This is a genomic window from Pseudomonas sp. PGPPP1 (assembly GCF_002255865.1).
GTDB lineage: Bacteria > Pseudomonadota > Gammaproteobacteria > Pseudomonadales > Pseudomonadaceae > Aquipseudomonas > Aquipseudomonas cremoris.
In genome coordinates this window covers 1-23253 of sequence record NZ_NKIG01000020.1, presented here as the reverse complement: position 1 = coordinate 23253, position 23253 = coordinate 1, and the positions used below count along the sequence as shown (strand labels likewise).

Here is a 23253-nt window from a genome sequence, read left to right as displayed (position 1 = left end):
TGGCGGCGGAGTCTACCAGCTTCGTTGCCCGCTGGCTTGGGTGTGAATATGTGCGCTGACCTGTGGAGCTTTGCCCTCTCGACTTACGCCCGTCCGGGCGTCGAAGCCGCTTGCCTTCGTCTTCAGGAACAAGGTGCAGATGTGTGCCTGTTGCTCTGTGGTGCATGGTTGGAACAGCGCGGGGTCGCGCTTGAGCCGCAGCGTCTGCTGGCGTTGCAGCAGTTGGCCCGGCCATGGCGAGTCGACGTGATCGAACCGTTACGGCAGGTTCGGATGCAATGGCGCGCCCTGGCGCAGCAGGATGAACAATTGGCTGCGTTACGAGAGCGGATCAAAGCCCTGGAGCTGGATGCCGAACGAGAGTTGCTAGTGCGTCTGGAAGCGTTGGCACAGGGATGGCCGACGGGGGTGAAAGGTCAACAACAATGGATGGAAGGATTGGCGGCTGAGGATGCCGCCAACCTTGACCACGACGCGCTGCAGCTGCTGCGCGTCGTGGCCACCGGCACTTAGGAAGCGCTGGTTGGGGTGGTGCTCGGTGCTACCGGTGCAGGCGAGCTGCTGGCCGATGCGGTTGGAGCGGTGGACGCTGCCGGGGTTGCAGCAGGGGCTGCAGGCTTGGCCGGAGCTGGTTTGGCAGTGGCAGGCTTTGCAACAGCTGGTTTGGCGGCTGGCTTAGCGGCTGGTTTTGCAGCAGCAGGTTTGGCAGCTGGCTTAGCGGCTGGCTTTGCAGCAGCAGGCTTGGTAGCTGGCTTGGCGGCCGGTTTAGCAGCAGCGGTTTTAGCAACTGGCTTGGCGGCTGGTTTGGCAGCAGCGGTTTTAGCAACTGGCTTGGCGGCTGGTTTGGCAGCAGCGGTTTTAGCAGCTGGCTTGGCAGCAGCTTTTGCCGGGGTACGAGCACCCAACACTTTGGCTACGGCTTCCTTCACACGGCCAACGCCCTGAGCCAGTTTCAGGCTTTCTTGAGCATCTTTTTTGAGTTGGGAAATGTAGGTGCGGGTTTCGGCTTGGCGATCCTTGAGGGCGTCCAGCAGGTCCTCAAGTTCTTTGACGGCGTCTTTGGCTTTGGCTTGTGCCTTGGCCTTGCCGGCAGTGGCGGCGCCTTGCAGTTTGGTGCGTGATTTGTGCAGCTTCTCTTGCGCTTTACCGCGTTGCTTTTCCAGCTTGGCGAGCAGTTTTTCTGCATCGGCCAGGGCTTGGGAGCAAGCGCTTTCCAGATGTTCGAGCAAGCTGCCCGAGAGTTGTTGGAGTAAATGCAACGGGGTATTAACAGGCTTCTGTTTGGCCGACATGGTTTACCTCCTGGCTGACGTGGGTGCGGCTCATACTAGCCCTCTGCTCTTACCGCCGCTAGGGCATGTTGACAGTATCGTTTGCCTTGCGTTGCAACGTACGAAAATTCTTATCGATATAACGAAAATACGCGGCACTTTTTACCTACTCACACTGGCATAATCCGTCGCACTTTCGGCGGGAGAATGCCCCATGTCGCGTTACGTTTTTCTGGTGCTGGGCTTGGCGATTTCGGTGGCCAATGCGAGCGAGCAATCGCCACCCAAAACCCCTTCGCAGGATCAGCACGACCTCGCCTACAGCCTGGGCGCGAGTCTCGGCGAACGCCTGCGCCAAGAGGTTCCGGACCTGCAGATCCAGGCTCTGATCGACGGCCTCAAGCAGGCCTATCAAGGCAAACCCCTTGCACTGGAAAACACCCGGATCGAACAGATTCTTGCTCAACACGAAGCCCAGGGCGAAGCCGACGCGCAGGCTCCTCAAAGCGAAAAAGCACTGGCTGCCGAACAACAGTTCCTGAGCAAGGAAAAAGCCTTAAAAGGCGTACGCGAGCTGGCGGATGGAATCCTGCTCACCGAACTTGCCGCGGGCACAGGCGACAAGCCGTTGCCCAGTGACCAAGTCCAGGTGAAGTATGTGGGCCGACTGCCCGATGGCACCGTGTTTGATCAAAGCACTCAACCGCAGTGGTTTCGTCTGGACAGTGTGATCAGTGGCTGGAGCAGCGCATTGCAACAGATGCCAGTAGGCGCGAAATGGCGCCTGGTGATTCCATCGGCCCAAGCGTATGGCGCCGACGGTGCCGGTGAGCTGATCCCGCCCTACACACCGTTGGTTTTTGAGATCGAGTTGCTCGGCACTCGTCACTGACGCAATAAAAAACGGTGCGCAATGCGCACCGTTTTTTTATACCGCAAAGGTCAGGCCTGGGTGGCCGCCTCTTCCTTGTGCGCGTTATGCAGCACTTCGATCAGGCAGTCTTCCAACTCGAAACGCTCATGAAGCAGGCCACCCAGCTCCTTGAATTTTTCGGCAACACACTGGCCGGCATCACACAGATCGGTGAACGCCAGCAGCTTTTCGGTGATGACATCGATACGCGGGTAAATCGTCTCAGCCAAGTCCAGGCCACGCTGATCGTCGAAGGCTTCCGCCTCCTTGGTCAGTTGTTCGTAGACGCCGAAATGACCGGCTGATACGTAGTCCACCAACACACCGCAGAAGTCCTGCAGCGGTTCACGGTTCTCTGCCAGTGCTTCGGGCTTGGCGCCGAGAGCATCAAAGGCCCGAACCAGTTCGTGACGTGCCTTCAACCAGCTGTCGATCAGCTTGTGCACCCCACCCCAGCGTTCCTGAGCATTCTGACAACTTTCCAGCATGATGATCTCTCTTCCCTAGTAGGGGCGCTGCCGCCTGGTGCCCGCGCAACACTTCAAGGATAAAGCAGCAGCCGGACAAGGCCGCATCTGAAAAACGGTTTCTGTAACGCGTGCGGGCCAGATTATGCCCGCATGACTATGGCTTCAAGGTACGCAGGAGAGAAAGTTCATACAAGTGTTTAATCCCGCCCTACAAACCGCGCACTGCGTTTAGCGCCTCGTGAGGCGTAAGCACTGGCTAAAGAACAATCGCGAAAACTGCATGAATCCCAGCATCAGCATCGCTACGAAGAACAACAGACTCCACTCGGGAAGGCTCAATTCAAACAGGGTCCAGTTGATTTCCACGCAGTCAACAGTACCCTTGACGGTCAACCGCAACGCCTGCCAAAACGACAGGTTTTCAATCATGTAGTGCAGGCTGGGCCAACAGTCGGATGCCTGGTCTGGCGCGACGTTTTGTAGCAACACCTGGCGCACTGCGGTTACGGCACCCAATACCGCACAGCCCATGCTGGCCGCCCCATACCAATAGAGGGTGGAGCGTCGGGGGTTATGAAGGGCAGCGACCAGATTGATCAGTACGAAGGCCGCCAGGAAAACTCGCTGCATCTGGCACAGGAAGCAAGGACGCAACGACGCACCGAACTCAAGGTAAAAAGACCCAGCCAGCGTCAGCGCACCCGCCATGAACGCCAAAAAAAACAATGAACGTGAAGGGGCCAAAGACATGCTTTATCCGCATCGCGAAAGACAGGCCGCTACGTTAGAGGAAAGGCCCAATCCCTTTCAATACGCACCGCAGCAGACGATTCCGCGAGAGGCCAGGGACATCCCGTCAAAACATGGAAGACGTCGAACAATACAGCGTAGGATTTTACTGATAGCCGACCCAGCCCAACACTTTCGGGACCATCGAAGAGTTGGCTTTCAGACACCTCTGATCCAACCCTTCGACTCTGCCCTACATCAAGCTCGGGCGGGAACCGGCAATGGTGACGCCAACAAGCGGCTATCCAACAGGCCAAGACCTTCCTGGAACAGCTGATTACTGCGTTCGGTATCACCCAACTGGGCCAGCAAGCGTGCCAGCTCGGCACAGGCCTCAGGGTTGCGCTGCACTTGCAGGCTGCTTTCCAGGTAATCACGCGCCTTGCCCCACAGGCTGTTCTGCAGGCACAGGCGCCCCAACGTCAGCAGCAAGCTGGCATCGCCGGGATGGTCCTTGAGCCAACCTTCGGCAAATTTCAGTTGCCGGGCTGGATCACTGCCACGCAGCAAGCCATAGAGACGGATCAGGTGGCTGTCGTAGTCGCGCTTGATAGCAACACGCAACCCCTCCTCGGCCTTGGCATCGGCGCCCAGCTGGCGCAATTGCTCGGCATAGGCCAGGACCAGTTGCGGCTCTTGGCGCTGGGCGGACGTCAGTTGTTGCCAGGCTCGCTCGAGGGACTGCAAACCGGCCTCGCCCTGCTCTTCACGCTGGGCCGCCAGGCTAAGGTTCTCACCCCAGGCGCGGCGCTCCAGCTCAGCCAATTCACTGGCAGGCAGCACCTTGTCCTTGCGCAATTCCGGCAACAGGCGAATCACCGCCGACCAGTCGCCACGCTGCTGATGCAGACGCTGTAGTTGGCGCAATACTTGGGCATTGTGAGGATGACGCTCGCGCATGGCCTGCAAGGTGACCAGGGCACCCTCGGTGTCACCGCGATCCAATTGCAGCTGCGCGTGGCTCAAGGCAACCGCCAATTCAGCCTGGGGTTGGCGCTCCAAGGCGCGCTCCAGCAAGCCGTCCGCCTCCTCATAACGCCCCTGCTCATTGGCCGCACGGGCTGCGCCGAGGTAATACAGCAAGGGTTGGCGCTCGGCTTCGGCGGCACGGTGCAGGTGGCGTTCGGCACTCGCCCAGCGGCCTTCGGCGAGGTCCATCTGGCCCTGCTCAATGGCGATCTGCACGCGACGACTGCGGTTGCGCCGCGACCACGGGTTGACCACCCCACCGGAGGTGGTCACCAGGCTCAGCAGCACGCGAACCAGATAGATCGCCAAGCCTATGACGAACACCGCCACCAGAGTGGCCCACAGGCTCGACTCGTAATGCAGCACATGCGGGTAGGTAATCAGCACATAGCCCGTGTGTTTCGAAATGCCCACAGCCAGTGCCAGGGCGATCGCAATCGCCAACACCAGGATCACATAGAAACGCTTCATCGGCTCTACTCCTGCTTCGGCGACGTGGCCGCCGGCGTGGCCAACGCCTTGGCCTCATCGGCGGACAGATGCCGACGTTCAAGGTAGGCCTGCACCGCAGCCAGGCTCGCGGCCAGGTCCGGAGTCACCACCGAGACGGCCTTGGGCTCAAGCTCGGCAATACGTGCGAGCATCGCCTTGCTCTGCGGGTTATCCGGGTTGAAGTTGTCTTGCAGTACGCTGCGCGCCTCACCCAGCGAGCGGCTATACACCGCCGACTCGCCATTGAGCGCCGCCCATTGCGCCTGCTCCAGCGCCAGGCTGAGGGCCAGGCGCACCTGATTCAAGCCTTGGCCAGCCAGCAGCGGACGGACGTTGTCGTCCGGGTTGAAGTCGATACGGAAGTAGCGGGAAATCTGCTCCCACCACTGGCTCCAACGGCTGTCCGTATCCGTGGTCGGACGCCCTTGGGAAGCGGGATCGGTGAGCTGATATTCCGGGGCAATGGCCGCCAGTTGCACCACTTGGTCACGCAGCGCTGCCAGTTGCAGGTACAAGCCGGTACGGTCCGGCTGCTCGGTGCTGCGCAACGCGGCCAGGCTCTTGGCCAGTTGCTCGCGGGCTGCGTAGGAGCCTGGATCGCTCTGCTCACGCAGGATCTCGTCGGCGCCTTGCACCAGCGACTGGGCACTGTTGATGTCCTGCAGAGCTGACAGGCGCAAGCTCGCCAGTCTGATCAAATGCTCGGCTTCGGCCAAGCGCCAGTCCTGGCGACTAGCGCCTAGCACGGTTTCCAGACGCTGGCTCAGGCGCTGCTGGTCACCCTGCAGTTGGGCGACCAGGCGACGGCGCTCTTCCAGCTCATCCGCGCCCGGCAACTGCGCCAAACGCGCGGCCAACTGCTGCTGGCTCTGTTTAAGGGATTGGGCTTGATCGTCGAGGGTCTGCACCTGGCCCAGCTGCTGCTGGCTGCTGGCTTGCAGGGCACGGACCTGCCAGATCCCCCAACCGCCGGCGGCAACACCGGCGGCGCCCAACAACAAGGCGATAATTGCCAGGCCATTGCCACGGCGCGGCGTGCTGACCGGTGACTCAACCGGCGCATCGAGTGCGGGTTGGGTTTCATCTTTAGGCAAGGCTGTTTCGCTCACGTATCCGTCCTTTGCGTATCAGAGAGTGGCGGCGGCTTTCCTTAAAAGGTCGTGCTACGCAACGCCACTAACAAAGCCGCGGCACTCGCGCCACGACAATCCACAACTTTTTCTGCGCCAGCAGCCTGCGCCATCTCCAGGACTCGCGGGCTGGGCACGAACAACGGCAGCTGTGCCACCTGGGGCCAATCGGCGCCAGCCAGGGTTTGCAGATGTAAAAAACCCTGCCCACTGCTGACCACTACGCCGTTCAAGCGTTCCAACTGGATGCGTTGCGTCAGGACGCCCGCTTCGTAGGCCGGAAGGAAACGGCGATACAACTCCAGATAATCGACACTAGCACCTTGCTCGCGTAAACGCTGCGCCAGCAGCTCTCGACCGCCCTCGCCCCGCAGGATCAACACCCGCGCGCCGGGGCGCGCAACAGCCTCGCGCAACGCAGGCAATTGAAGCAAGGCCTCGCTGTCATCGCCAGTTTGCGGATAGTGAACGTTGAGACCGTGTTCGGCCAGTACCTGTGCGGTGGCCGCGCCGACGCTGAACCACGGTAGTTGCGGCCAGGCTTGATCCAGCTGTTGCGTCGCAAGGCGCGCGGCCGGCTTGCTTACCACGATCACCGCGCAATAACGGCCCAGGTTACGGAAAACGGCTTGCTGCTCAGGCGTGACCGCCAGCGGCTGAATATCCAGCAGTGGCAAGCTGCTGCTGAAAATACCGGCGTCGGACAACGACGCCGCCAGGGCCGTCGACTCCTCGGCAGGCCGCGTCAGCAGCACTCGCCATTCGGTCACTGCGGGCCGGCCTCGCCGTAGACCTTTTGCAGTATCGCGCCGGCGCCCTTGTCCAGCAGTTCTTCGGCAACCTGGATGCCCAGGGCCGAGGCGTCACGTTGCGGGCCACGCACTTCGGCGGTCAGCAGGGTGCCACCGTCCGGATCGCCCACCAGGCCACGCAGCCACAGGCTTTCACCTTCAAGCACTGCATAGCAGGCAATCGGTACCTGACAGCCGCCGTTGAGGTGCTTGTTCAGGGCGCGCTCCGCCGTGACGCGCACTTCGGTGTCGTGGTGATCGAGGGGCTTGAGCAGGGCGTGGATTTCAGTGTCGGCGGTGCGGCATTCGATGCCTACGGCGCCCTGACCGCCTGCCGGCAAGCTGTCTTCGACGCTGATGGCCGAGGTGATGCGATCTTCAAAGCCGAGGCGGATAAGGCCGGCGGCAGCGAGGATAATCGCGTCATATTCACCGGCGTCCAGCTTAGCCAAGCGGGTGTTGACGTTGCCACGCAGGAAACGGATCTGCAGGTCCGGGCGGCGAGTCAGCAACTGTGCCTGGCGGCGCAGGCTGGAGGTGCCGACGATACTGCCCAGAGGCAGTTCATCCAGGGATGCATAGGTATTGGAAACAAAGGCGTCGCGCGGGTCTTCGCGCTCGCAGATGCAGAACAGGCCCAGGCCTTCGGGGAAGTCCATGGGCACGTCTTTCATCGAATGCACGGCGATGTCAGCTTCGTTTTCCAGCAGTGCGGTTTCCAATTCCTTGACGAACAAACCCTTGCCGCCGATCTTCGACAGCGGCGAGTCCAACAGCTTGTCGCCGCGACTGACCATGGGCACCAGGGACACCGTAAGCCCAGGATGGGCCTGTTCAAGGCGTGCTTTGACGTATTCGGCCTGCCACAAGGCCAGGGCGCTTTTACGGGTGGCGATGCGGATTTCGCGAGAGGACATGGATCAATCCGTACTGAATAGATACGGCAGATAATAACAGCTCAGGCAAATGCGCTTTGATTTGAATCAGCAAGTGCGGGGCCTCCCTGGCCACGCCGCACCGGGATATGCAATGCAGACCACGCCGCAGCCCTTGGGCTAAAGCTGCTGCATCATTTTGCGCACACCGGCGACATGGCGCCGGCTAACGATCAAAGCGTCGCCGTTCAGCCCTTTCAGGAACAACTGGAAATGTCCCAGGGGCGTGCGTTGCAAGCGCTCTATGCGCTCGCGAGCCACCAGCGCATTGCGGTGGATACGTACGAAACGGTCGCCAAACTCATCTTCAAGGGCCTTGAGCGGCTCATCGAGCAAGACCTCGCCAGCCTCATGACGCAGGGTCACGTATTTGTGGTCGGCAATAAAATAGACCACCTGGCTCAGGGGAATCAGCTCGATACCTTTACGCGTGCGGGCGCTGATATGGCTTCGCGGACCGTTGCCACTTTGAGCAGCTGGCTGTGTCAGGGCGGCGAGTTGTACGCGGTTGGGACGCTCGGCTTTTTTCAAGGCTTTGAGCAACGCTTCGCCGCTCACCGGCTTGGCCAGGAAGCTCACACCGCTGGCTTCCAGCGTTTCCGCAGAAAACTCGTCCTGGCCTGCGCAAAACACCACGGAGGGCGGGGATTCTCGCTCGCTCAGGCGGGCGGCAACTTGCAGGCCATCAAGGCCCGGCATGCGGATATCAAGCAACACCACATCAGGCTTGAGGCTGTCGATCAGAGTCAACGCCTCCTCGCCATTGGTGGCGCTCGGCTCAAGGACTGTATAACCCTCGAGATCACTGACCAAACGGCTCAGTCGCTCGCGGGCTTGGGGTTCGTCATCAACGATCAGGACATTCATATTGCGCTGGATTCCTGCGTGAGTCTCGCACAAGGATAGCGTAGACAGGTGCGGTGACTTGCGTCACAGCGATCCACGCTAAGACTAGCGCGAGCGGTAAAAAGTGCCCTCGGAGTGGCACCCATATTTACCCGGACCTGTTCAATAACGCCCAAGACCTGCTGCCTTCGGGCACCGTCATAGGGTTTGCTGATACACAATCCGAATACCCCCCGTTTTAAATGGTTAGTCTGGGCTATGACCGCATCACCCGACTTTGGTGCATTCACACACTATCAGTCCAACTGTAGACGCTCACTGAGACGGCATTGCTCAATCGTCAAATATCGTTTCAATGTACCTCTATCTCCAGTCTCGTCCTGGACGCGTTCGACGGCAAGGCACTTAGCCATCCTTTGCACAAATAAAAATGCCGACGACCCGCAGCACCGCGTGCCCAGGCAACCCTGTTATTATCGCCGGCACACTTCCATGCCTCTTTATTAAGCAGATCACGAGCGAATCCATGAGCACCGACAAGACCAACCAGTCCTGGGGCGGCCGCTTCAGTGAACCCGTCGACGCCTTCGTCGCCCGCTTCACCGCCTCCGTCACTTTCGACCAGCGCCTGTACCGCCACGACATCATGGGCTCCATCGCCCACGCAACGATGCTGGCCAAGGTCGGCGTGCTGACCGACGCCGAGCGCGACAGCATCATCGACGGCCTGACCACCATCCGTGGCGAGATCGAAGCCGGTACGTTCGACTGGCGCGTCGATCTGGAAGACGTGCACATGAATATCGAGGCCCGCCTCACCGACCGGATCGGTGTGACCGGCAAGAAGCTGCACACCGGCCGTAGCCGTAACGACCAGGTGGCTACCGACATCCGCCTGTGGCTGCGGGACGAAATCGACCTGATCCTGTCCGAAATCACCCGCCTGCAAAAAGGTCTGCTGGAGCAGGCCGAGCGTGAGTCGGACACCATCATGCCCGGCTTCACCCACCTGCAGACCGCGCAGCCTGTGACCTTCGGCCACCACCTGCTGGCCTGGTTCGAAATGCTCAGCCGCGACTACGAGCGCCTGGTAGATTGCCGCAAGCGCGCCAACCGCATGCCCCTGGGCAGCGCCGCATTGGCCGGCACCACCTACCCGATCGACCGCGAATACACCGCGCAATTGCTGGGCTTTGATGCCGTGGGCGGCAACTCCCTGGACGGCGTGTCCGACCGCGACTTCGCCATCGAATTCTGCGCCGCCGCCAGCATCGCGATGATGCACCTGTCGCGTTTCTCCGAAGAGCTGGTGCTGTGGACCAGCGCGCAATTCCAGTTCATCGACCTGCCGGACCGCTTCTGCACCGGCAGTTCGATCATGCCGCAAAAGAAAAACCCCGACGTGCCCGAGCTGGTACGTGGCAAGAGCGGCCGCGTATTCGGCGCGCTGATGGGCCTGCTGACCCTGATGAAAGGCCAACCGCTGGCCTACAACAAGGACAACCAGGAAGACAAGGAACCGCTGTTCGACGCCGCCGACACCCTGCGCGACTCGTTGCGTGCCTTTGCCGACATGATCCCGGCCATCAAGCCCAAGCACGCGATCATGCGTGAAGCGGCGCTGCGCGGATTCTCCACTGCAACAGACCTGGCGGACTACCTGGTGCGCCGTGGCCTGCCGTTCCGTGACTGCCACGAAATCGTTGGCCATGCCGTGAAGTACGGCGTGGACACCGGTAAGGACCTGGCAGAAATGAGCCTGGAAGAACTGCGCCAATTCAGCGACCAGATCGAGCAGGATGTATTTGCCGTGCTGACCCTGGAAGGCTCTGTGAATGCCCGTAACCACATCGGCGGCACTGCACCGGCGCAGGTGAAGGCAGCGGTGGTGCGCGGCCAGGCGTTGCTCGCCAGCCGCTAAACCGAGCATTCAGCAACAACTCGTTTAAACCTGTGGGAGCGGGCTTGCTCGCGAAAGCGGAGTGTCAGTCGATACATTCGTCGACTGACACTCCGCTTTCGCGAGCAACCCCGCTCCCACATTTTGATCTACCACACTCCTGACTACTTCTTCGCAGCAACCATCGCCATAAACGCCGGCATTGCCGCTTCGCGGTCCGCCGCCACTTTTTGCGCGTTGGGCATGGCATGCAGCTTTTCCAGCAACACCTTGGCCGCCGGCAACCCGTCCAGTAAATCCAACCCAAACAGCTTCTCGCCCACACCACAGGCGAGGTTCACGCTGTACATGAAATACAGATCCGCCAGCGTAAAGCTCTCTCCCGCCACATACGGGGCAAACCTGCCGTGCCGAGCCAACGCGCCAACCCCCAGCAGCAACTCGGCCTTGGATTTGTCCTTGATTGCCTGCGGCACCGGCATGCCAAAAAACGCTTCGGCGAAACAGGCGCGGGCGGGCAGCTCGATATACAGCTCGATCTCTCGGCACAGAGCAAGTACCTGGGCGCGCTGGAACGGGTCTGCCGGCAGCAGCGAGGGGCCTTCCTGGGTTTGCTCGATGTATTCGAGGATCACACTGGTTTCGTTGATAAACCCTTGCTTGACCCCCAGCACCGGCACCTTGCCTCGTGGGCTTACCGCCAAGGCTTGCGGGGTTTGCCCGGCATAAAAAGGCACTTCTTCAAAAGACAGCCCTTTCTCCAACAGCGCCAGCTTGACCATGTTGTAGTAGTTGCTGACCGAGAATCCGTAGAGCTTGAGCATTGCGTCTGCCTCCAGGCCGGGAATGGGGTTGGCTGCAAGAGTTATAGATCCCAAGACTCCACCTGACCAGCAGCATCACCTGCCTGAATGGGGGTAGACTGGCGCCCTTTCCTTGAGGAGCCTGCCATGAGCGAGCCGACCGATATCGACAACGACGAAGAAGAATTCGCCGAGACCACCCTGATCGAAGCGATCGAGAACCAGATCGAAAGCGAAAACCCGCCAGCGGCCAAGGCGACGTTCAACAAGCTGACCTTGGTCGGTTATGAACGTGAAGAGATCCTGCAATTGATGGCCCACGTGCTTGCCGTCGAGATCGATGCGCTGCTGGAAGAGGACCGCGCGTTCAATACCGAATGGTATGAAACTGCGCTGCGCGCCCTGCCAACACTGCCGCCCGAAAAGCAATAATCCCGGCCCGCAGTTACACGCTGGACAGTTCGGCAAAGTGCGTTCACCTTATGGCCTGCTAGCCTCTAATAAATTCTTAGAAAGTCTGGAGTCCTTATGTCGTATACCCCTGAGTTGGTTGCCGAACTGGAAATCCTTGTACTCTTCCCATTGGACAGCACCAAGGAAGGTCTGAAAGTCCACCAGACCGCCGCCCCTACTGCCATCGCCGCTGCCAAGCGTCTCCACGCAAAAGGTCTTATTGACCAGCCGGATGGGGGCTATTTGACCAGCCTCGGTCGTGATGCAGCAGAGCAGGCCCAAACCCTGCTAACGATCCTGACCACCGCCAATACCAAAGAAGCCGCCTGACACCTGATCCCGCCCATGGAGTCCGCCGATTGCGGATTCCGAGGGCGTTGCTGTGGGCGGCACAGAATTCTGACGTCAAAAACCATTTCTCGCTAAACCTCCTACGCTACTGGCTGTAAACTCCTACACGGCCGCCCACGTCGGGCCCTGCGAGCCAACGAATTCGACATGACCCGCACCCATGAAATCCGCCCCGACCTGGACGAAGGCATCGACCGCAAGGTGCTGGCCCAGTTGCGCGCGCGGTTCATGGCGCTTAACGAAGGCCGCATGGCCCGGGCAATCGAAGGGCTGACACCACGCCAGCAAAGCGTATTGACCCTGTTGCCGCTGTTTTTTCACGTCAACCATCCGCTGTTGCCCGGTTATGTCTCCGGTAGCACGCCCGCCGGGCTGTCGAACTTCGAACCCGACGCCCAGGCCCTGACCGAAGCCCAGCGCCTGACCCGTTCGTTCTCCTACAAGCCGCGTCATGGCAACCCGCCACGGCCGATCCATGGACTGTTCCTGATGGGCAGCCTCGGCACCCTGGCCCAGGCTGACCAGAGCGACATGGACGTATGGGTGTGCCACGCACCGGATCTGGATGAGAACGCGCTGGCTGAACTGCGCAAAAAATGCCAATTGCTGGAAACCTGGGCCCTGAGCATGGGCGCTGAGGCGCACTTCTTCCTGATCGAGCCGACACGCTTTGTGCTGGGCGAGCGCGACACCCAGCTCAGCTCCGACGATTGCGGTACCACCCAGCACTACCTGTTGCTGGACGAGTTCTACCGCACCGCCATCTGGCTCGCCGGACGCACGCCAATCTGGTGGCTGGTGCCGGTGTATGAAGAAACCCGCTACGCCGAGTTCACCCACACGCTGATCTCCAAACGTTTTATCCGCGCCGATGAAACCCTCGACCTCGGCCACTTGGCGCGCATCCCCCCTGGTGAATTCATTGGTGCCGGGCTGTGGCAACTGTTCAAGGGCATCGAGTCGCCCTACAAATCGGTGCTCAAGCTGCTGCTGACCGAGGTCTATGCGAGCGAACACCCCAACGTGCATTGCCTGAGCCTGCGCTTCAAGCGCGCGGTGTTCGCCAACCAGATGGACCTGGACGAGCTGGACCCGTACATCGTGGTGTACCGCCGCATCGAGGAATACCTCAAGGCGCGCAATGAGCCAGAACGCCTCGAACTGGTTCGGCGCGCGCTCTATCTGAAGGTCAACCGCAAGCTCAGTGCCGGTCAGCGCAGTACCAGTTGGCAACGTTTGCTGCTGGAGCGCCTGGCCCACGAATGGGGCTGGGACCAACGCCAATTGGCGTTGCTCGATAGTCGCAGCCAGTGGAAAGTGCGCCAAGTGGCCTCCGAACGGCGCGCGCTGGTCAATGAGCTGAACTACAGCTATCGCTTCCTGACCCAATTCGCCCGCACCGAGCAGACCGTCAGCCTGATCAACAAGCGCGATCTCAACGTACTGGGCCGGCGCTTGTACGCCGCCTTTGAACGCAAGGCCGGCAAGGTCGAGTTCATCAACCCCGGCATCGCCCCGGACCTGGCCGAAGACACCCTGACCCTGGTGCAATCGCCCAACCGCAAGGAACCCGGCCAACATTACTGGGGCCTGTATAACGGCAACCTGACGGCCCAGGAGTCGGAACACTTCGCGCCGATCAAACGCAGCCGAGACCTGCTGGAAATGCTCACGTGGTGCCATCGCAACGGCGTGATCGACAGCAGCACCCGCCTGGCCCTACATCCAGGCGCCAGCGACATGACCGAATTCGAGCTGTTCAACCTGTTGGGCAGCCTGCAACAGACCATCGCCCTGCCCCTGGCCAGCGTCGATGAAGAACGCCTGCTGCGTTCGGCAGTGCCCGAGGACGTGTTGCTGCTGATCAACGTCGGCGTCGACCCGCTCAAGCATCACCGCGACCTGAACATCCTCATGACCACCGAGCGCACCGACTCCCTGAGTTATGCCGGTGTGCGCGACAACCTGGTACTGACCCTGGACCAGGTCACTCTCAATAGCTGGAACGAGGTGATGGTCAGCCGGTATGACGGCCCCCACGCCCTGCTCGACTGCCTGCGCGACTACCTCAATCAACTCCCGCCTGACCACTTACCGCGCCTGCGGGTGCGCTGCTTCTGCCACAACCGCGCGCAGTTCATTGCCCAACGCGTGGAAGAGATCTTCGACACCGCGCAAAACCTGCTGCTGGGCCAGTCCAACCACCGTTACCTGCTGCAAGTGCAGCAGCACTATCACGTGATGGAGTTGGTACCCGGCCAAGCCACCCATGTCTCCCTGGCAACCCAAGACGCGCTGATCGCCTACCTCAGCGAAGAACAGGCCAGCTACAGCCCGCTGCACCTGGACGCCATGGCCCTGGAAGACCACGACCTGGCGCTGCTGCTGCCGATGGGCATGGCCGATTGCGTGCAAGTGTTCTACCGGGTCAATGAAGGCTTCGCCGAGCTGTACGTGCTGGATGAGTTCAACGCGCTTTGGCAACAGCGCCTGCCGTTTCATGATGAGCAGAGCTTGCTGGCGCCCCTGCAGCGGTTTTTACAGTCGATCATCTACCGTCGGGATGCGCTGTCACCGCTGGACCCACAAGAACCGTTGGGCGCGGTGCAAACTTTGTATTACCAACTGTTGCCATCGGGCAGCAATCGCGCGCGCGGCATCGAACCTCGGCCAGCGCCGCAGAATCCGGCGAACAAACCGTTTTATGACGTACAGGCGATTATCGGCAAGGCCGCACCGGGCCAGGTGGGCATTACCCTGTACTGCAATCAGCGAGAGTTCTCCGAGCTAGAGTTTGGCGACCAGTTATTTGCCGTGGTCGCCCAGGAGATCGTCGGGCAGCGCCAGGAGACCGAACGCTACCGCTGCTACATCACCGACCTGGACCTGTCGGGCCTGCTCGGTGATGTACAAAGCCCGAGCAACCTGTACCTGCGTTACAAGTCCGAGCTGGAGCTGTCGCTCAACGAGGCGTTGAGCCAGCTTTAGAGAGGGAAAGCGCCGCCATCTTTGGGCTGGCCTTCCACGCTGAGCAATTCCAGCTTGAGGGTCTTGCCGCCGGGTGCCGGCCAGTCGATGTGCTGGCCCACTTGCAAGCCGAGCAAGGCACTGCCCACCGGGGCCAGGATCGAAATTTTGCCTTCGTCGGCGTTGGCGTGCTTCGGGTACACCAGAGTCAGGTGGTAGTCCTTGCCACTGCCTTGCTCACGGCAATGCACGCTGGAGTTCATGGTCACGACACCCGCAGGTACTTCATCGTGGCCAACCACGTCTTCGGCGCGGTCGAGTTCGGCTTGCAACGCTTCGACACCGGGAGACTCGTCGCCCAGGCGGTCGATCAGTTGCTCCAGACGCTGCACGTCAAGGCGGGTGAGGATGATGGACGGTGCGGTGGTCATGATTCAGGCAGACTCCTTTTTTCTGCACAAAAAAGCAAAACCCCGCCAGAAAAAGGCGGGGTTCTCACAGGCCTCGATGAGTTGAGGCGTAGCCGGACACTACCACAGCGTCACAAATAAACAAGACGACCTCAGGCGCGAGCCCTGCGCCGCTCGGCCTCGGCGCAGATCACCCGGCGCCGCGCATCGTCGGCGGAGCGCCATTCCCGGATGTCTTCCACATGACGGAAGCAACCGAGACAGACTTTCTCCTCGTCCAGGCGACACAAACTGATACAAGGTGACGGCACCGCCGGACTGACATTGCTGAACAGCGGCTTGGGCGGGCGTACAGGTGCAGGCTGAGTCACGATCAAATCTCGTCGAAATCCAGGTCAGCGCCGGACTGTTCCTTGGTAAGGCGAGCAAGCATTTCGCTCAGCAGTTCCTCGGTGGTGTCATGCGCCCAACGGTTTTCTTCTTCGTCGTAATCGAAGTGGAAACCACCAGTGCGTGCGGCCAGCCACAACTGGCGCAGAGGTTCCTGGCGACTGAAGATCAGTTGGGTGCCGTTTTCAAACTTGACGGTCAGCACGCCGGCCGAGTTTTCCAGGTCCACGTCCAGGCCGCTGTCGTCGAAAATATCTTCCAGCGCCTGCTGGGTCGAATCCACCAGGTCGTGAAAACGGGCTTCGGTCAAACTCATTGTGGCAACCTCAAAAGTGTCTGGTTTTGCTCAAGCGCCGCACGATACGGGCGAGCCTCGCCGATTGCAAAGGATACCGATTTCATCACGATTGGCGGTATGAAATATCCCTGGCCAGCGTAGTCCGCTTCTCGACTATCTCGGCAAACCCCCGCCGGACGGGTATTTCAGCGCATAGGCAAGCTGGCGGGTGGTCGGTATACTCGGGCGCAATTAATGCATATTCAAGGATTTCGCCATGAAGCGCCTGATCTCTTCCCTTGCTGCGCTCGTCGCGGTCGCTTGCCTCGTTAGTGCCTGTGGTCAAAAAGGCCCGCTGTACCTGCCCGATGACAGCAAAGACCCGAACGACCAGGCGCAAACGTCGCAATCCAAAGCGCATAAGCACGACACCTACTAAGGGAAACCCATGGACGCTTTTAACTACCGGGACGGCGAGCTGTTCGCGGAAGGCGTGGCGTTGTCCGCGATTGCCGAGCGCTTTGGCACCCCGACCTATGTGTACTCCCGTGCGCATATCGAAGCCCAATATCGCTCCTTCACCGACCCACTGGACGGCGTTCCACACCTGGTGTGCTACGCGGTCAAGGCCAACTCCAACCTGGGTGTACTGAATGTCCTGGCGCGTCTGGGCGCCGGTTTCGACATCGTTTCCCGTGGCGAGCTGGAGCGCGTGCTGGCCGCTGGCGGCCAGGCTGACAAGATCGTGTTCTCGGGCGTTGGCAAAAGCCGCGAAGACATGCGCCGCGCCCTGGAAGTTGGCGTGCATTGCTTCAACGTCGAGTCCACCGACGAGCTGGAGCGCCTGCAGGTCGTGGCCGCCGAGATGGGCGTTCGCGCGCCGATCTCCTTGCGCGTCAACCCGGATGTCGATGCCGGCACCCACCCGTACATTTCCACCGGTCTCAAAGAGAACAAGTTCGGCATCGCCATCGCCGACGCCGAGGACGTGTACATCCGCGCCGCTCAATTGCCGAACCTGGAAGTGCTGGGCGTCGATTGCCATATCGGCTCGCAACTGACTACCCTGCCGCCGTTCCTCGATGCCCTCGACCGCCTGCTGGCGCTGATCGACCGACTCGGCGAATGCGGCATCTACCTGCACCACATCGACCTCGGTGGCGGCGTGGGCGTGCGTTATCGCGATGAAGAACCGCCACAGATCGCTGACTACATCAACGCCGTGCGCGAGCGCATCGAAGGCCGTGGCCTGACGCTGATGTTCGAGCCGGGCCGCTATATCGTTGCCAACGCCGGCGTGCTGCTGACCCAGGTTGAATACCTCAAGCACACCGAGCACAAGGATTTCGCCATCGTCGATGCGGCGATGAACGACCTGATTCGCCCGGCGCTGTACCAGGCCTGGATGAATGTCACTACCGTGACGCCGCGCAATAACGAAGCCCGCGCCTACGACATCGTCGGCCCGATCTGCGAGACCGGCGACTTCCTGGCCAAGGATCGTCAGCTGGCCCTGGAAGAAGGCGACCTGCTGGCCGTGCATTCGGCCGGTGCCTACGGGTTTGTCATGAGCTCCAACTACAACACCCGCGGCCGTACCGCCGAGGTGCTGGTGGACGGTGATCAAGCGTTTGAAGTGCGTCGCCGCGAGACGGTAGCCGAGTTGTATGCTGGCGAAAGCCTGCTGCCGGAGTAAGCCATGCTGCTGCGTTTTACCAAGATGCACGGGCTGGGCAATGATTTCATGGTCCTCGACCTGGTCAGCCAGCACGCGCACATCCTGCCCAAGCACGCCAAACAGTGGGGCGACCGGCACACCGGCATTGGTTTCGACCAGTTGCTGATCGTCGAAGCGCCGAGCAACCCGGAAGTGGATTTCCGTTACCGGATCTTCAACTCCGACGGCTCCGAAGTGGAACAGTGCGGCAACGGTGCACGTTGCTTTGCGCGCTTTGTGCTGGACAAACGCCTGACCGCCAAGCGGCAGATCCGCGTCGAGACCAAGAGCGGCGTGATTGAGCTGGACATCCGCAGCGACGGCCAGATCAGCGTCAACATGGGCGCGCCACGCCTGGTGCCGGCGGACATTCCGTTCCAGGCCACCGAGCAGGCCACCAGCTATGAGGTCGACGTCGACGGCCAGGTCGTCGACCTGGCAGCCGTGTCCATGGGCAACCCCCATGCGGTGCTGCGGGTCAACGACATCAACAACGCGCCCGTGCATGAATTGGGGTCGAAGATCGAACACCACCCGCGCTTTCCGGCACGGGTCAACGTAGGTTTCCTACAGGTGATCGACCGTTCCCGCGCGCAATTGCGTGTGTGGGAACGCGGCGCTGGCGAAACCCAGGCTTGCGGTACCGGTGCTTGCGCCGCTGCTGTGGCCGCGATCAGCCAGGGGTGGATGGATTCGCCGCTGTTGATCGACCTGCCCGGCGGACGTTTGTCCATCGAATGGGCAGGCCCTGGCCACCCGGTGATGATGACCGGGCCGGCCTCGCGCGTATACGAAGGACAGGTCCGTCTATGAGTGAGCGAAGCTAATGACCGATAAGCCTCAAGTACCCGCAGAAGCGTCCCCGAGCGAAAGTCTGGAGGCCGCTGCCGTCGCGGCGTACCTCGAGGCTAATCCGGACTTTTTCGTCGACCACGAAGAACTCCTGCCGGCCCTGCGCATTCCCCACCAGCGCGGCGACACCGTCTCGCTGGTGGAGCGGCAAATGAAGATCCTGCGCGAGCGCAATATCGAAATGCGCCACAAGCTCTCGCACCTGATGGACGTGGCCCGCGACAACGACCGCCTGTTCGAGAAAACCCGCCGCCTGATCCTGACCCTCATGGACGCCTCCAGCCTGGAAGAAGCGGTAATCGCCGTCGAAGACAGCCTGCGCCAGGACTTCCAGGTGCCCTTTGTCAGCCTGATCCTGTTCAGCGACAACCCGATGCCGGTGGGTCGCTGGGTCAGCGGCAGCGAAGCGCAAACCGCGATTGGCGGCTTGCTGTCCGAAGGCAAGACCATCAGCGGCACGTTGCGCGAGCATGAACTGGACTTCCTGTTTGGCGCCGAACAGCGCAAGCAGATCGGCTCCACCGCCGTGGTCGCCCTCAGCCATCAGGGCCTGCATGGCGTGCTTGCCATCGCCAGCCGCGACCCTGCGCACTACAAAAGCTCGGTCGGCACCCTGTTCCTGACCTACATCGCCGAAGTGCTGGGCCGCGTTTTGCCACGCTTCACCACCGCCCTGCGCGCGGTGCGCTAGCCATGGAACGGCAACTGGACGCTTATTGCGCTCACCTGCGCAACGAGCGCCAGGTGTCGCCCCATACGCTGGAAGCGTACCGACGGGACTTGAACAAGGTCCTGGCGTACTGCGAAAAACAACAGATCAGCAGTTGGAAGGCCCTGGATATCCAGAGCCTGCGCAGCCTGATCGCCCGCCTGCACCAGGCTGGCCAATCCTCGCGCAGCCTGTCGCGCCTGCTGTCTGCGGTACGTGGCCTCTATCATTATTTGAACCGTGAAGGCCTGTGCGACCACGACCCGGCCAATGGCCTGTCGCCGCCCAAGGGCGAGCGACGCCTGCCCAAGACTCTGGACACCGACCGCGCCCTGCAACTGTTGGACGGCGCGGTAGAGGACGACTTCCTGGCCCATCGTGACCAGGCAATCCTGGAGCTGTTCTACTCCTCGGGCCTGCGCCTTTCAGAACTGACCGGCTTGAACCTCGATCAACTGGACCTGGCGGACGGCCTGGTGCAGGTACTCGGCAAAGGCAGCAAAACCCGCGTGCTACCTGTGGGCCGCAAAGCCCGCGAAGCCTTGCAGCTATGGTTGCCGCTGCGTCTTCTGACCAACCCGGCGGACGATGCCGTCTTTGTCAGCCAGCAAGGCCGCCGCCTGGGGCCACGGGCTATCCAGGTACGAGTCAAGGCCGCCGGCGAGCGCGAACTGGGGCAGAACCTGCACCCGCATATGCTGCGGCACTCCTTTGCCAGCCATATGCTGGAGTCCTCCCAGGACCTGCGCGCCGTGCAAGAACTGCTCGGCCACTCCGACATCAAGACCACGCAGATCTACACCCACCTGGACTTCCAACACCTTGCAACGGTGTACGACAGCGCCCATCCACGGGCCAAACGCATCAAGGGCGGCGACTCATGAGTATCAAGCTGATCACCTTCGACCTGGACGACACGCTCTGGGACAACGTACCCGTCATCATCAGCGCCGAAGCGTCGATGCGCGAATGGCTGGCCAACAATGCGTCCAAGGTCGGCGACTTGCCGCTGGAGCATTTCGCAGCCTTGCGCAAGCAGGTGCTGGAGCGTCATCCGGAGCTCAAGAACCGCATCAGCATCCTGCGCCATCGTGTGTTGCTGCACGCGTTTGAAGAGGCCGGTTATCCACAACCCGAAGCCGCACAAATGGCCGATGTATGCTTTGAGGCGTTCATTCATGCACGCCATCAACTCACACCCTTTCCCGAAGCCGAGCCCATGCTCCAAGCATTGCGCCAGCGCTTCCTGCTGGGTGTGATCACCAACGGCAATGCGGATGTGCAACGTGTTGGCCTGTCGCACTACTTCCACTTTGCCCTGCGCGCCGAAGATATCGGCATTGCCAAGCCGGATGCGCGCCTGTTCCAAGAGGCGTTGCAGCGCGGTGGGGTGGATGCGAGTGCGGCGGTGCATATTGGTGATCACCCGGGGGATGACATTGCCGGGGCGCAGCAGGCGGGGCTTCGGGCGGTGTGGTTTAACCCGACGGGTAAGGTGTGGGATGCGGATAAGCGCCCGGATGCCGAGATTCGTAACCTGTCGGAGTTGCCAGAACTGCTTCGCAGCTGGAACTGACACCGAACTCAATGTGGGAGCTGGCTTGCCTGCGATAGCGGTGGGCCAGGCACCACAGGATATTGCAGTGCCCTATTTCACTTTATTCCAGACATGAAAAAGCCCGCAGCGACGGCGGGCTTTTTCTTACAAGCAGGTGGCTGACCTCAGATAGGTCGGCTGCCGTACTTGTTATCCGGCTTCTTCGGTGGATCTGCCACCACGTTAGCCTCGACTTCCTGCACTTTGCCGCCTTTAGCGAGGAACTCTTCCATCGCGCGGGCCAGGGCATCACGCTCTTTGTTCTTGGCTTCAACGCTTGGCAGCTCATCTACCGACACCGCAGCCTTGGCTTTGCCTTTGGCAGTCGGAGCAGGTGCATCATCGCCACCGTCGTCGTCAGCAACGTCTTCCGCCGCCGCTTCAAGACCTTCTTCGGTGTCGTCTTCGTCACCTACTTCGAGTTCGTCGTTTTCCAGATCATCGTCGCTCATGTTCTACCTCATGACTTGCGAAAAGCAGATTAGTTATAGCCCAGCTTCGCCAACTGTCGAAGGCCGCCGGAAAAAAATCAACATCCACTGGATAACCAGTGGCTTATGCCCCATCACCGTGCACGGCGGCGAGGACTTTACGAGCACCGTCATGATCACGGTGCTCGTCCAGATAACACGTGGCACGCCTTCAGTTCTGCGCCCATCGGCGCGCATTCTAGCGCGCTCTGGGAAAAAACAAAGTGTCGAATACACCTACATGCCTGTAAGACATTCGCAGGGCGAAAAGTGCCCCGCGCGTACCAGCACAAACTCCAGGGAAAAACCGTTACAGCATTCTGAGACTGACAAACACCAGGCAAAAAAATGCCCGGCAAGCCGGGCATCTTTTTTTACGCGTACTTACAAGTTGTAGCCGCGTTCGTTGTGTTGTGCCAGGTCGAGGCCAACCGCTTCCTCTTCCTCGGTAACCCGCAGGCCCATGACCGCATCCAGCACCTTGAGGATGATGAAGGTCACGATGGCCGTGTAGATCACGGTGAAACCGACGCCTTTGGCCTGGATCCAGACCTGTGCAGCCACGTCAGTCACGGTGCCGAAGCCGCCCAGTGCAGGGGCAGCGAACACGCCAGTAAGGATCGCACCAACGATACCGCCGATACCGTGCACGCCGAATGCGTCCAGGGAGTCGTCGTAGCCCAGTTTGCGCTTGAGGCTGGTGGCGCAGAAGAAGCAGATCACACCGGCCACCAAGCCGATCACCAAGGCACCCATCGGGCCTACGGTGCCAGCGGCAGGGGTGATTGCCACCAAGCCTGCAACCACACCCGAGGCAATGCCCAGCGCGCTTGGCTTACCGTGGGTGACCCACTCGGCGAACATCCAGCCCAATGCCGCAGCAGCGGTAGCGATCTGGGTGACCAGCATCGCCATGCCGGCAGTGCCGTTGGCAGCAGCTGCGGAACCGGCGTTGAAGCCAAACCAGCCAACCCACAGCATCGCCGCGCCCACCAGGGTGTAGCCCAGGTTGTGCGGCGCCATTGGGGTGGTCGGGAAACCTTTGCGCTTGCCGAGCACGATGCACGCTACCAAGCCCGCCACACCGGCGTTGATGTGCACCACGGTGCCGCCTGCGAAGTCCAGCACGCCCCAGTCGCCCAGCAGCGAACCCGGGCCGCCCCACACCATGTGGGCAATCGGCGCGTAGACCAGAGTGAACCAGACGCCCATGAAGATCAGCATCGCGGAGAACTTCATACGCTCAGCGAAAGCACCGACGATCAGCGCAGGGGTAATGATGGCGAACGTCATCTGGAAGGTGACGAACACCGCCTCAGGGAACAGCGCCGCAGGGCCAGTGATGCTCGCTGGGGTCACACCCGACAGGAACAGTTTGGACAGGCCGCCCACGAACGAGTTGAAGTTGACGACGCCCGCTTCCATCCCGGTCGTGTCGAACGCCATGCTGTAGCCGTAGACGAACCACAGGATGGTGATCAGACCGGTGATGGCGAAGCACTGCATCATCACGGAAAGAATGTTTTTGGAGCGCACCATGCCGCCGTAGAACAGCGCCAGGCCTGGAATGGTCATGAACAGCACCAGCGCGGTGGATGTGAGCATCCACGCGGTGTCGCCGGAATTGAGGACTGGAGCAGCCACTTCGTCTGCCGCCATGGCCAGGCTTGGCATTACGATGGACAACAGGGCTCCGAGCCCTGCGAATTTACGCAGAGTCATATTGTTTTCTCCTGGGGCGTTGGGGTTTG

General features: G+C 60.8%; 26 protein-coding genes. 12 read left to right on the top strand and 14 right to left on the bottom strand.

Annotated features, from left to right (window positions below):
• The first annotated feature begins 48 nt into the window (after nt 1-48).
• Nucleotides 49-513 (top strand): TIGR02444 family protein, encoded by a 465-nt coding sequence (locus CFE47_RS20705; RefSeq protein WP_286839984.1) that lies wholly within the window; start codon nt 49-51, stop codon nt 511-513.
• Here CFE47_RS20705 and CFE47_RS20700 read toward each other — a convergent pair.
• Nucleotides 510-1292, bottom strand: coding sequence for an AlgP family protein (locus tag CFE47_RS20700; RefSeq protein ID WP_286839982.1), 783 nt, complete (start codon nt 1290-1292; stop codon nt 510-512). The two genes, CFE47_RS20705 and CFE47_RS20700, sit on opposite strands and share 4 nt — an antisense overlap.
• Nucleotides 1293-1485: 193 nt before the next feature.
• Between CFE47_RS20700 and CFE47_RS20695 the strand changes: the two genes are divergently transcribed.
• The gene (locus tag CFE47_RS20695; protein WP_286839979.1) at nt 1486-2163 is read left to right on the top strand and encodes an FKBP-type peptidyl-prolyl cis-trans isomerase; all 678 of its coding nucleotides are present in this window, start codon (nt 1486-1488) and stop codon (nt 2161-2163) included.
• 50 nt (nt 2164-2213) lie between these two features.
• On the opposite strand, the gene rsd is transcribed toward CFE47_RS20695, so the two are convergent.
• From rsd to CFE47_RS20660, 7 genes are all read right to left on the bottom strand, one after another.
• Nucleotides 2214-2672, bottom strand: a complete 459-nt coding sequence (gene rsd / locus CFE47_RS20690) for a sigma D regulator (RefSeq protein ID WP_286839977.1) — start codon at nt 2670-2672, stop codon at nt 2214-2216.
• Nucleotides 2673-2882: 210 nt separating this feature from the next.
• The gene (locus CFE47_RS20685; RefSeq protein WP_286839974.1) at nt 2883-3404 is read right to left on the bottom strand and encodes a disulfide bond formation protein B; all 522 of its coding nucleotides are present in this window, start codon (nt 3402-3404) and stop codon (nt 2883-2885) included.
• Nucleotides 3405-3641: 237 nt separating this feature from the next.
• Nucleotides 3642-4883 (bottom strand): heme biosynthesis protein HemY, encoded by a 1242-nt coding sequence (locus CFE47_RS20680; RefSeq protein WP_286839971.1) that lies wholly within the window; start codon nt 4881-4883, stop codon nt 3642-3644.
• 5 nt (nt 4884-4888) lie between these two features.
• Nucleotides 4889-6013, bottom strand: coding sequence for a uroporphyrinogen-III C-methyltransferase (locus CFE47_RS20675; RefSeq protein WP_286839968.1), 1125 nt, complete (start codon nt 6011-6013; stop codon nt 4889-4891).
• A gap of 41 nt (nt 6014-6054) precedes the next feature.
• The gene (locus tag CFE47_RS20670; RefSeq protein WP_286839965.1) at nt 6055-6804 is read right to left on the bottom strand and encodes a uroporphyrinogen-III synthase; all 750 of its coding nucleotides are present in this window, start codon (nt 6802-6804) and stop codon (nt 6055-6057) included.
• Nucleotides 6801-7742 carry a hydroxymethylbilane synthase gene (gene hemC, locus CFE47_RS20665; protein WP_286839963.1) on the bottom strand — a complete coding sequence of 314 codons (942 nt, stop codon included), beginning with the start codon at nt 7740-7742 and terminating at the stop codon, nt 6801-6803. Before hemC ends, CFE47_RS20670 begins: the two co-directional genes overlap by 4 nt.
• A gap of 138 nt (nt 7743-7880) precedes the next feature.
• Nucleotides 7881-8627 carry a LytR/AlgR family response regulator transcription factor gene (locus CFE47_RS20660; protein WP_185709957.1) on the bottom strand — a complete coding sequence of 249 codons (747 nt, stop codon included), beginning with the start codon at nt 8625-8627 and terminating at the stop codon, nt 7881-7883.
• 505 nt (nt 8628-9132) lie between these two features.
• On the opposite strand from CFE47_RS20660, the gene argH reads away from it, so the two are divergent.
• Nucleotides 9133-10527: an argininosuccinate lyase gene (argH, locus tag CFE47_RS20655; RefSeq protein ID WP_185709958.1), complete on the top strand. Its 1395-nt coding sequence runs from the start codon at nt 9133-9135 to the stop codon at nt 10525-10527.
• A 143-nt stretch (nt 10528-10670) separates the two neighbouring features.
• Here the strand turns inward: argH and CFE47_RS20650 are convergent, their stop codons facing one another.
• A complete protein-coding gene (locus tag CFE47_RS20650; RefSeq protein ID WP_286839960.1) occupies nt 10671-11330 on the bottom strand; it encodes a glutathione S-transferase family protein in 660 nt (219 codons plus the stop codon).
• A gap of 126 nt (nt 11331-11456) precedes the next feature.
• Here CFE47_RS20650 and CFE47_RS20645 point away from each other — a divergent pair, with 126 nt between their 5' ends.
• From CFE47_RS20645 to CFE47_RS20635, 3 genes are all read left to right on the top strand, one after another.
• Entirely contained in the window at nt 11457-11741 is a 285-nt protein-coding gene (locus CFE47_RS20645; protein WP_185709959.1) for a hypothetical protein, read from the top strand.
• 96 nt (nt 11742-11837) lie between these two features.
• Nucleotides 11838-12092 carry a TIGR02647 family protein gene (locus CFE47_RS20640; protein ID WP_014720451.1) on the top strand — a complete coding sequence of 85 codons (255 nt, stop codon included), beginning with the start codon at nt 11838-11840 and terminating at the stop codon, nt 12090-12092.
• 168 nt (nt 12093-12260) lie between these two features.
• Nucleotides 12261-15101, top strand: coding sequence for a class I adenylate cyclase (locus CFE47_RS20635; RefSeq protein ID WP_286839957.1), 2841 nt, complete (start codon nt 12261-12263; stop codon nt 15099-15101).
• On the opposite strand, the gene rnk is transcribed toward CFE47_RS20635, so the two are convergent.
• The 3 genes from rnk to cyaY form a co-directional block, all read right to left on the bottom strand.
• Nucleotides 15098-15511 carry a nucleoside diphosphate kinase regulator gene (gene rnk, locus CFE47_RS20630; RefSeq protein WP_135311347.1) on the bottom strand — a complete coding sequence of 138 codons (414 nt, stop codon included), beginning with the start codon at nt 15509-15511 and terminating at the stop codon, nt 15098-15100. The two genes, CFE47_RS20635 and rnk, sit on opposite strands and share 4 nt — an antisense overlap.
• Nucleotides 15512-15642: 131 nt before the next feature.
• Complete coding sequence (locus CFE47_RS20625; protein ID WP_286839951.1) at nt 15643-15861, bottom strand: DUF1289 domain-containing protein; 219 nt, start codon at nt 15859-15861, stop codon at nt 15643-15645.
• Nucleotides 15862-15863: 2 nt separating this feature from the next.
• Entirely contained in the window at nt 15864-16196 is a 333-nt protein-coding gene (cyaY, locus tag CFE47_RS20620; RefSeq protein WP_034116382.1) for an iron donor protein CyaY, read from the bottom strand.
• A gap of 238 nt (nt 16197-16434) precedes the next feature.
• On the opposite strand from cyaY, the gene lptM reads away from it, so the two are divergent.
• Genes lptM through CFE47_RS20590 form a run of 6 tightly spaced genes read left to right on the top strand, consistent with a single transcriptional unit; the run spans nt 16435 to nt 21011 of the window.
• On the top strand, nt 16435-16596 hold the full coding sequence (gene lptM, locus CFE47_RS20615; protein WP_074851643.1) for an LPS translocon maturation chaperone LptM: 162 nt from the start codon (nt 16435-16437) through the stop codon (nt 16594-16596).
• A gap of 9 nt (nt 16597-16605) precedes the next feature.
• Nucleotides 16606-17853: a diaminopimelate decarboxylase gene (lysA, locus tag CFE47_RS20610; RefSeq protein WP_286839945.1), complete on the top strand. Its 1248-nt coding sequence runs from the start codon at nt 16606-16608 to the stop codon at nt 17851-17853.
• 3 nt (nt 17854-17856) lie between these two features.
• Complete coding sequence (gene dapF / locus CFE47_RS20605; RefSeq protein WP_286839942.1) at nt 17857-18687, top strand: diaminopimelate epimerase; 831 nt, start codon at nt 17857-17859, stop codon at nt 18685-18687.
• 13 nt (nt 18688-18700) lie between these two features.
• Nucleotides 18701-19417: a DUF484 family protein gene (locus CFE47_RS20600; RefSeq protein ID WP_286839939.1), complete on the top strand. Its 717-nt coding sequence runs from the start codon at nt 18701-18703 to the stop codon at nt 19415-19417.
• 2 nt (nt 19418-19419) lie between these two features.
• Nucleotides 19420-20319: a tyrosine recombinase XerC gene (gene xerC / locus CFE47_RS20595; protein ID WP_010207453.1), complete on the top strand. Its 900-nt coding sequence runs from the start codon at nt 19420-19422 to the stop codon at nt 20317-20319.
• A complete protein-coding gene (locus CFE47_RS20590; RefSeq protein WP_286839934.1) occupies nt 20316-21011 on the top strand; it encodes an HAD family hydrolase in 696 nt (231 codons plus the stop codon). The genes xerC and CFE47_RS20590 overlap by 4 nt, the downstream gene beginning before the upstream one ends.
• A gap of 146 nt (nt 21012-21157) precedes the next feature.
• On the opposite strand, the gene sutA is transcribed toward CFE47_RS20590, so the two are convergent.
• Both sutA and CFE47_RS20580 read right to left on the bottom strand, forming a co-directional pair.
• Nucleotides 21158-21484 (bottom strand): dormancy-specific transcriptional regulator SutA, encoded by a 327-nt coding sequence (gene sutA / locus CFE47_RS20585; RefSeq protein WP_135289349.1) that lies wholly within the window; start codon nt 21482-21484, stop codon nt 21158-21160.
• A 402-nt stretch (nt 21485-21886) separates the two neighbouring features.
• On the bottom strand, nt 21887-23224 hold the full coding sequence (locus tag CFE47_RS20580) for an ammonium transporter (protein ID WP_025856327.1): 1338 nt from the start codon (nt 23222-23224) through the stop codon (nt 21887-21889).
• Nucleotides 23225-23253 lie beyond the last annotated feature (29 nt).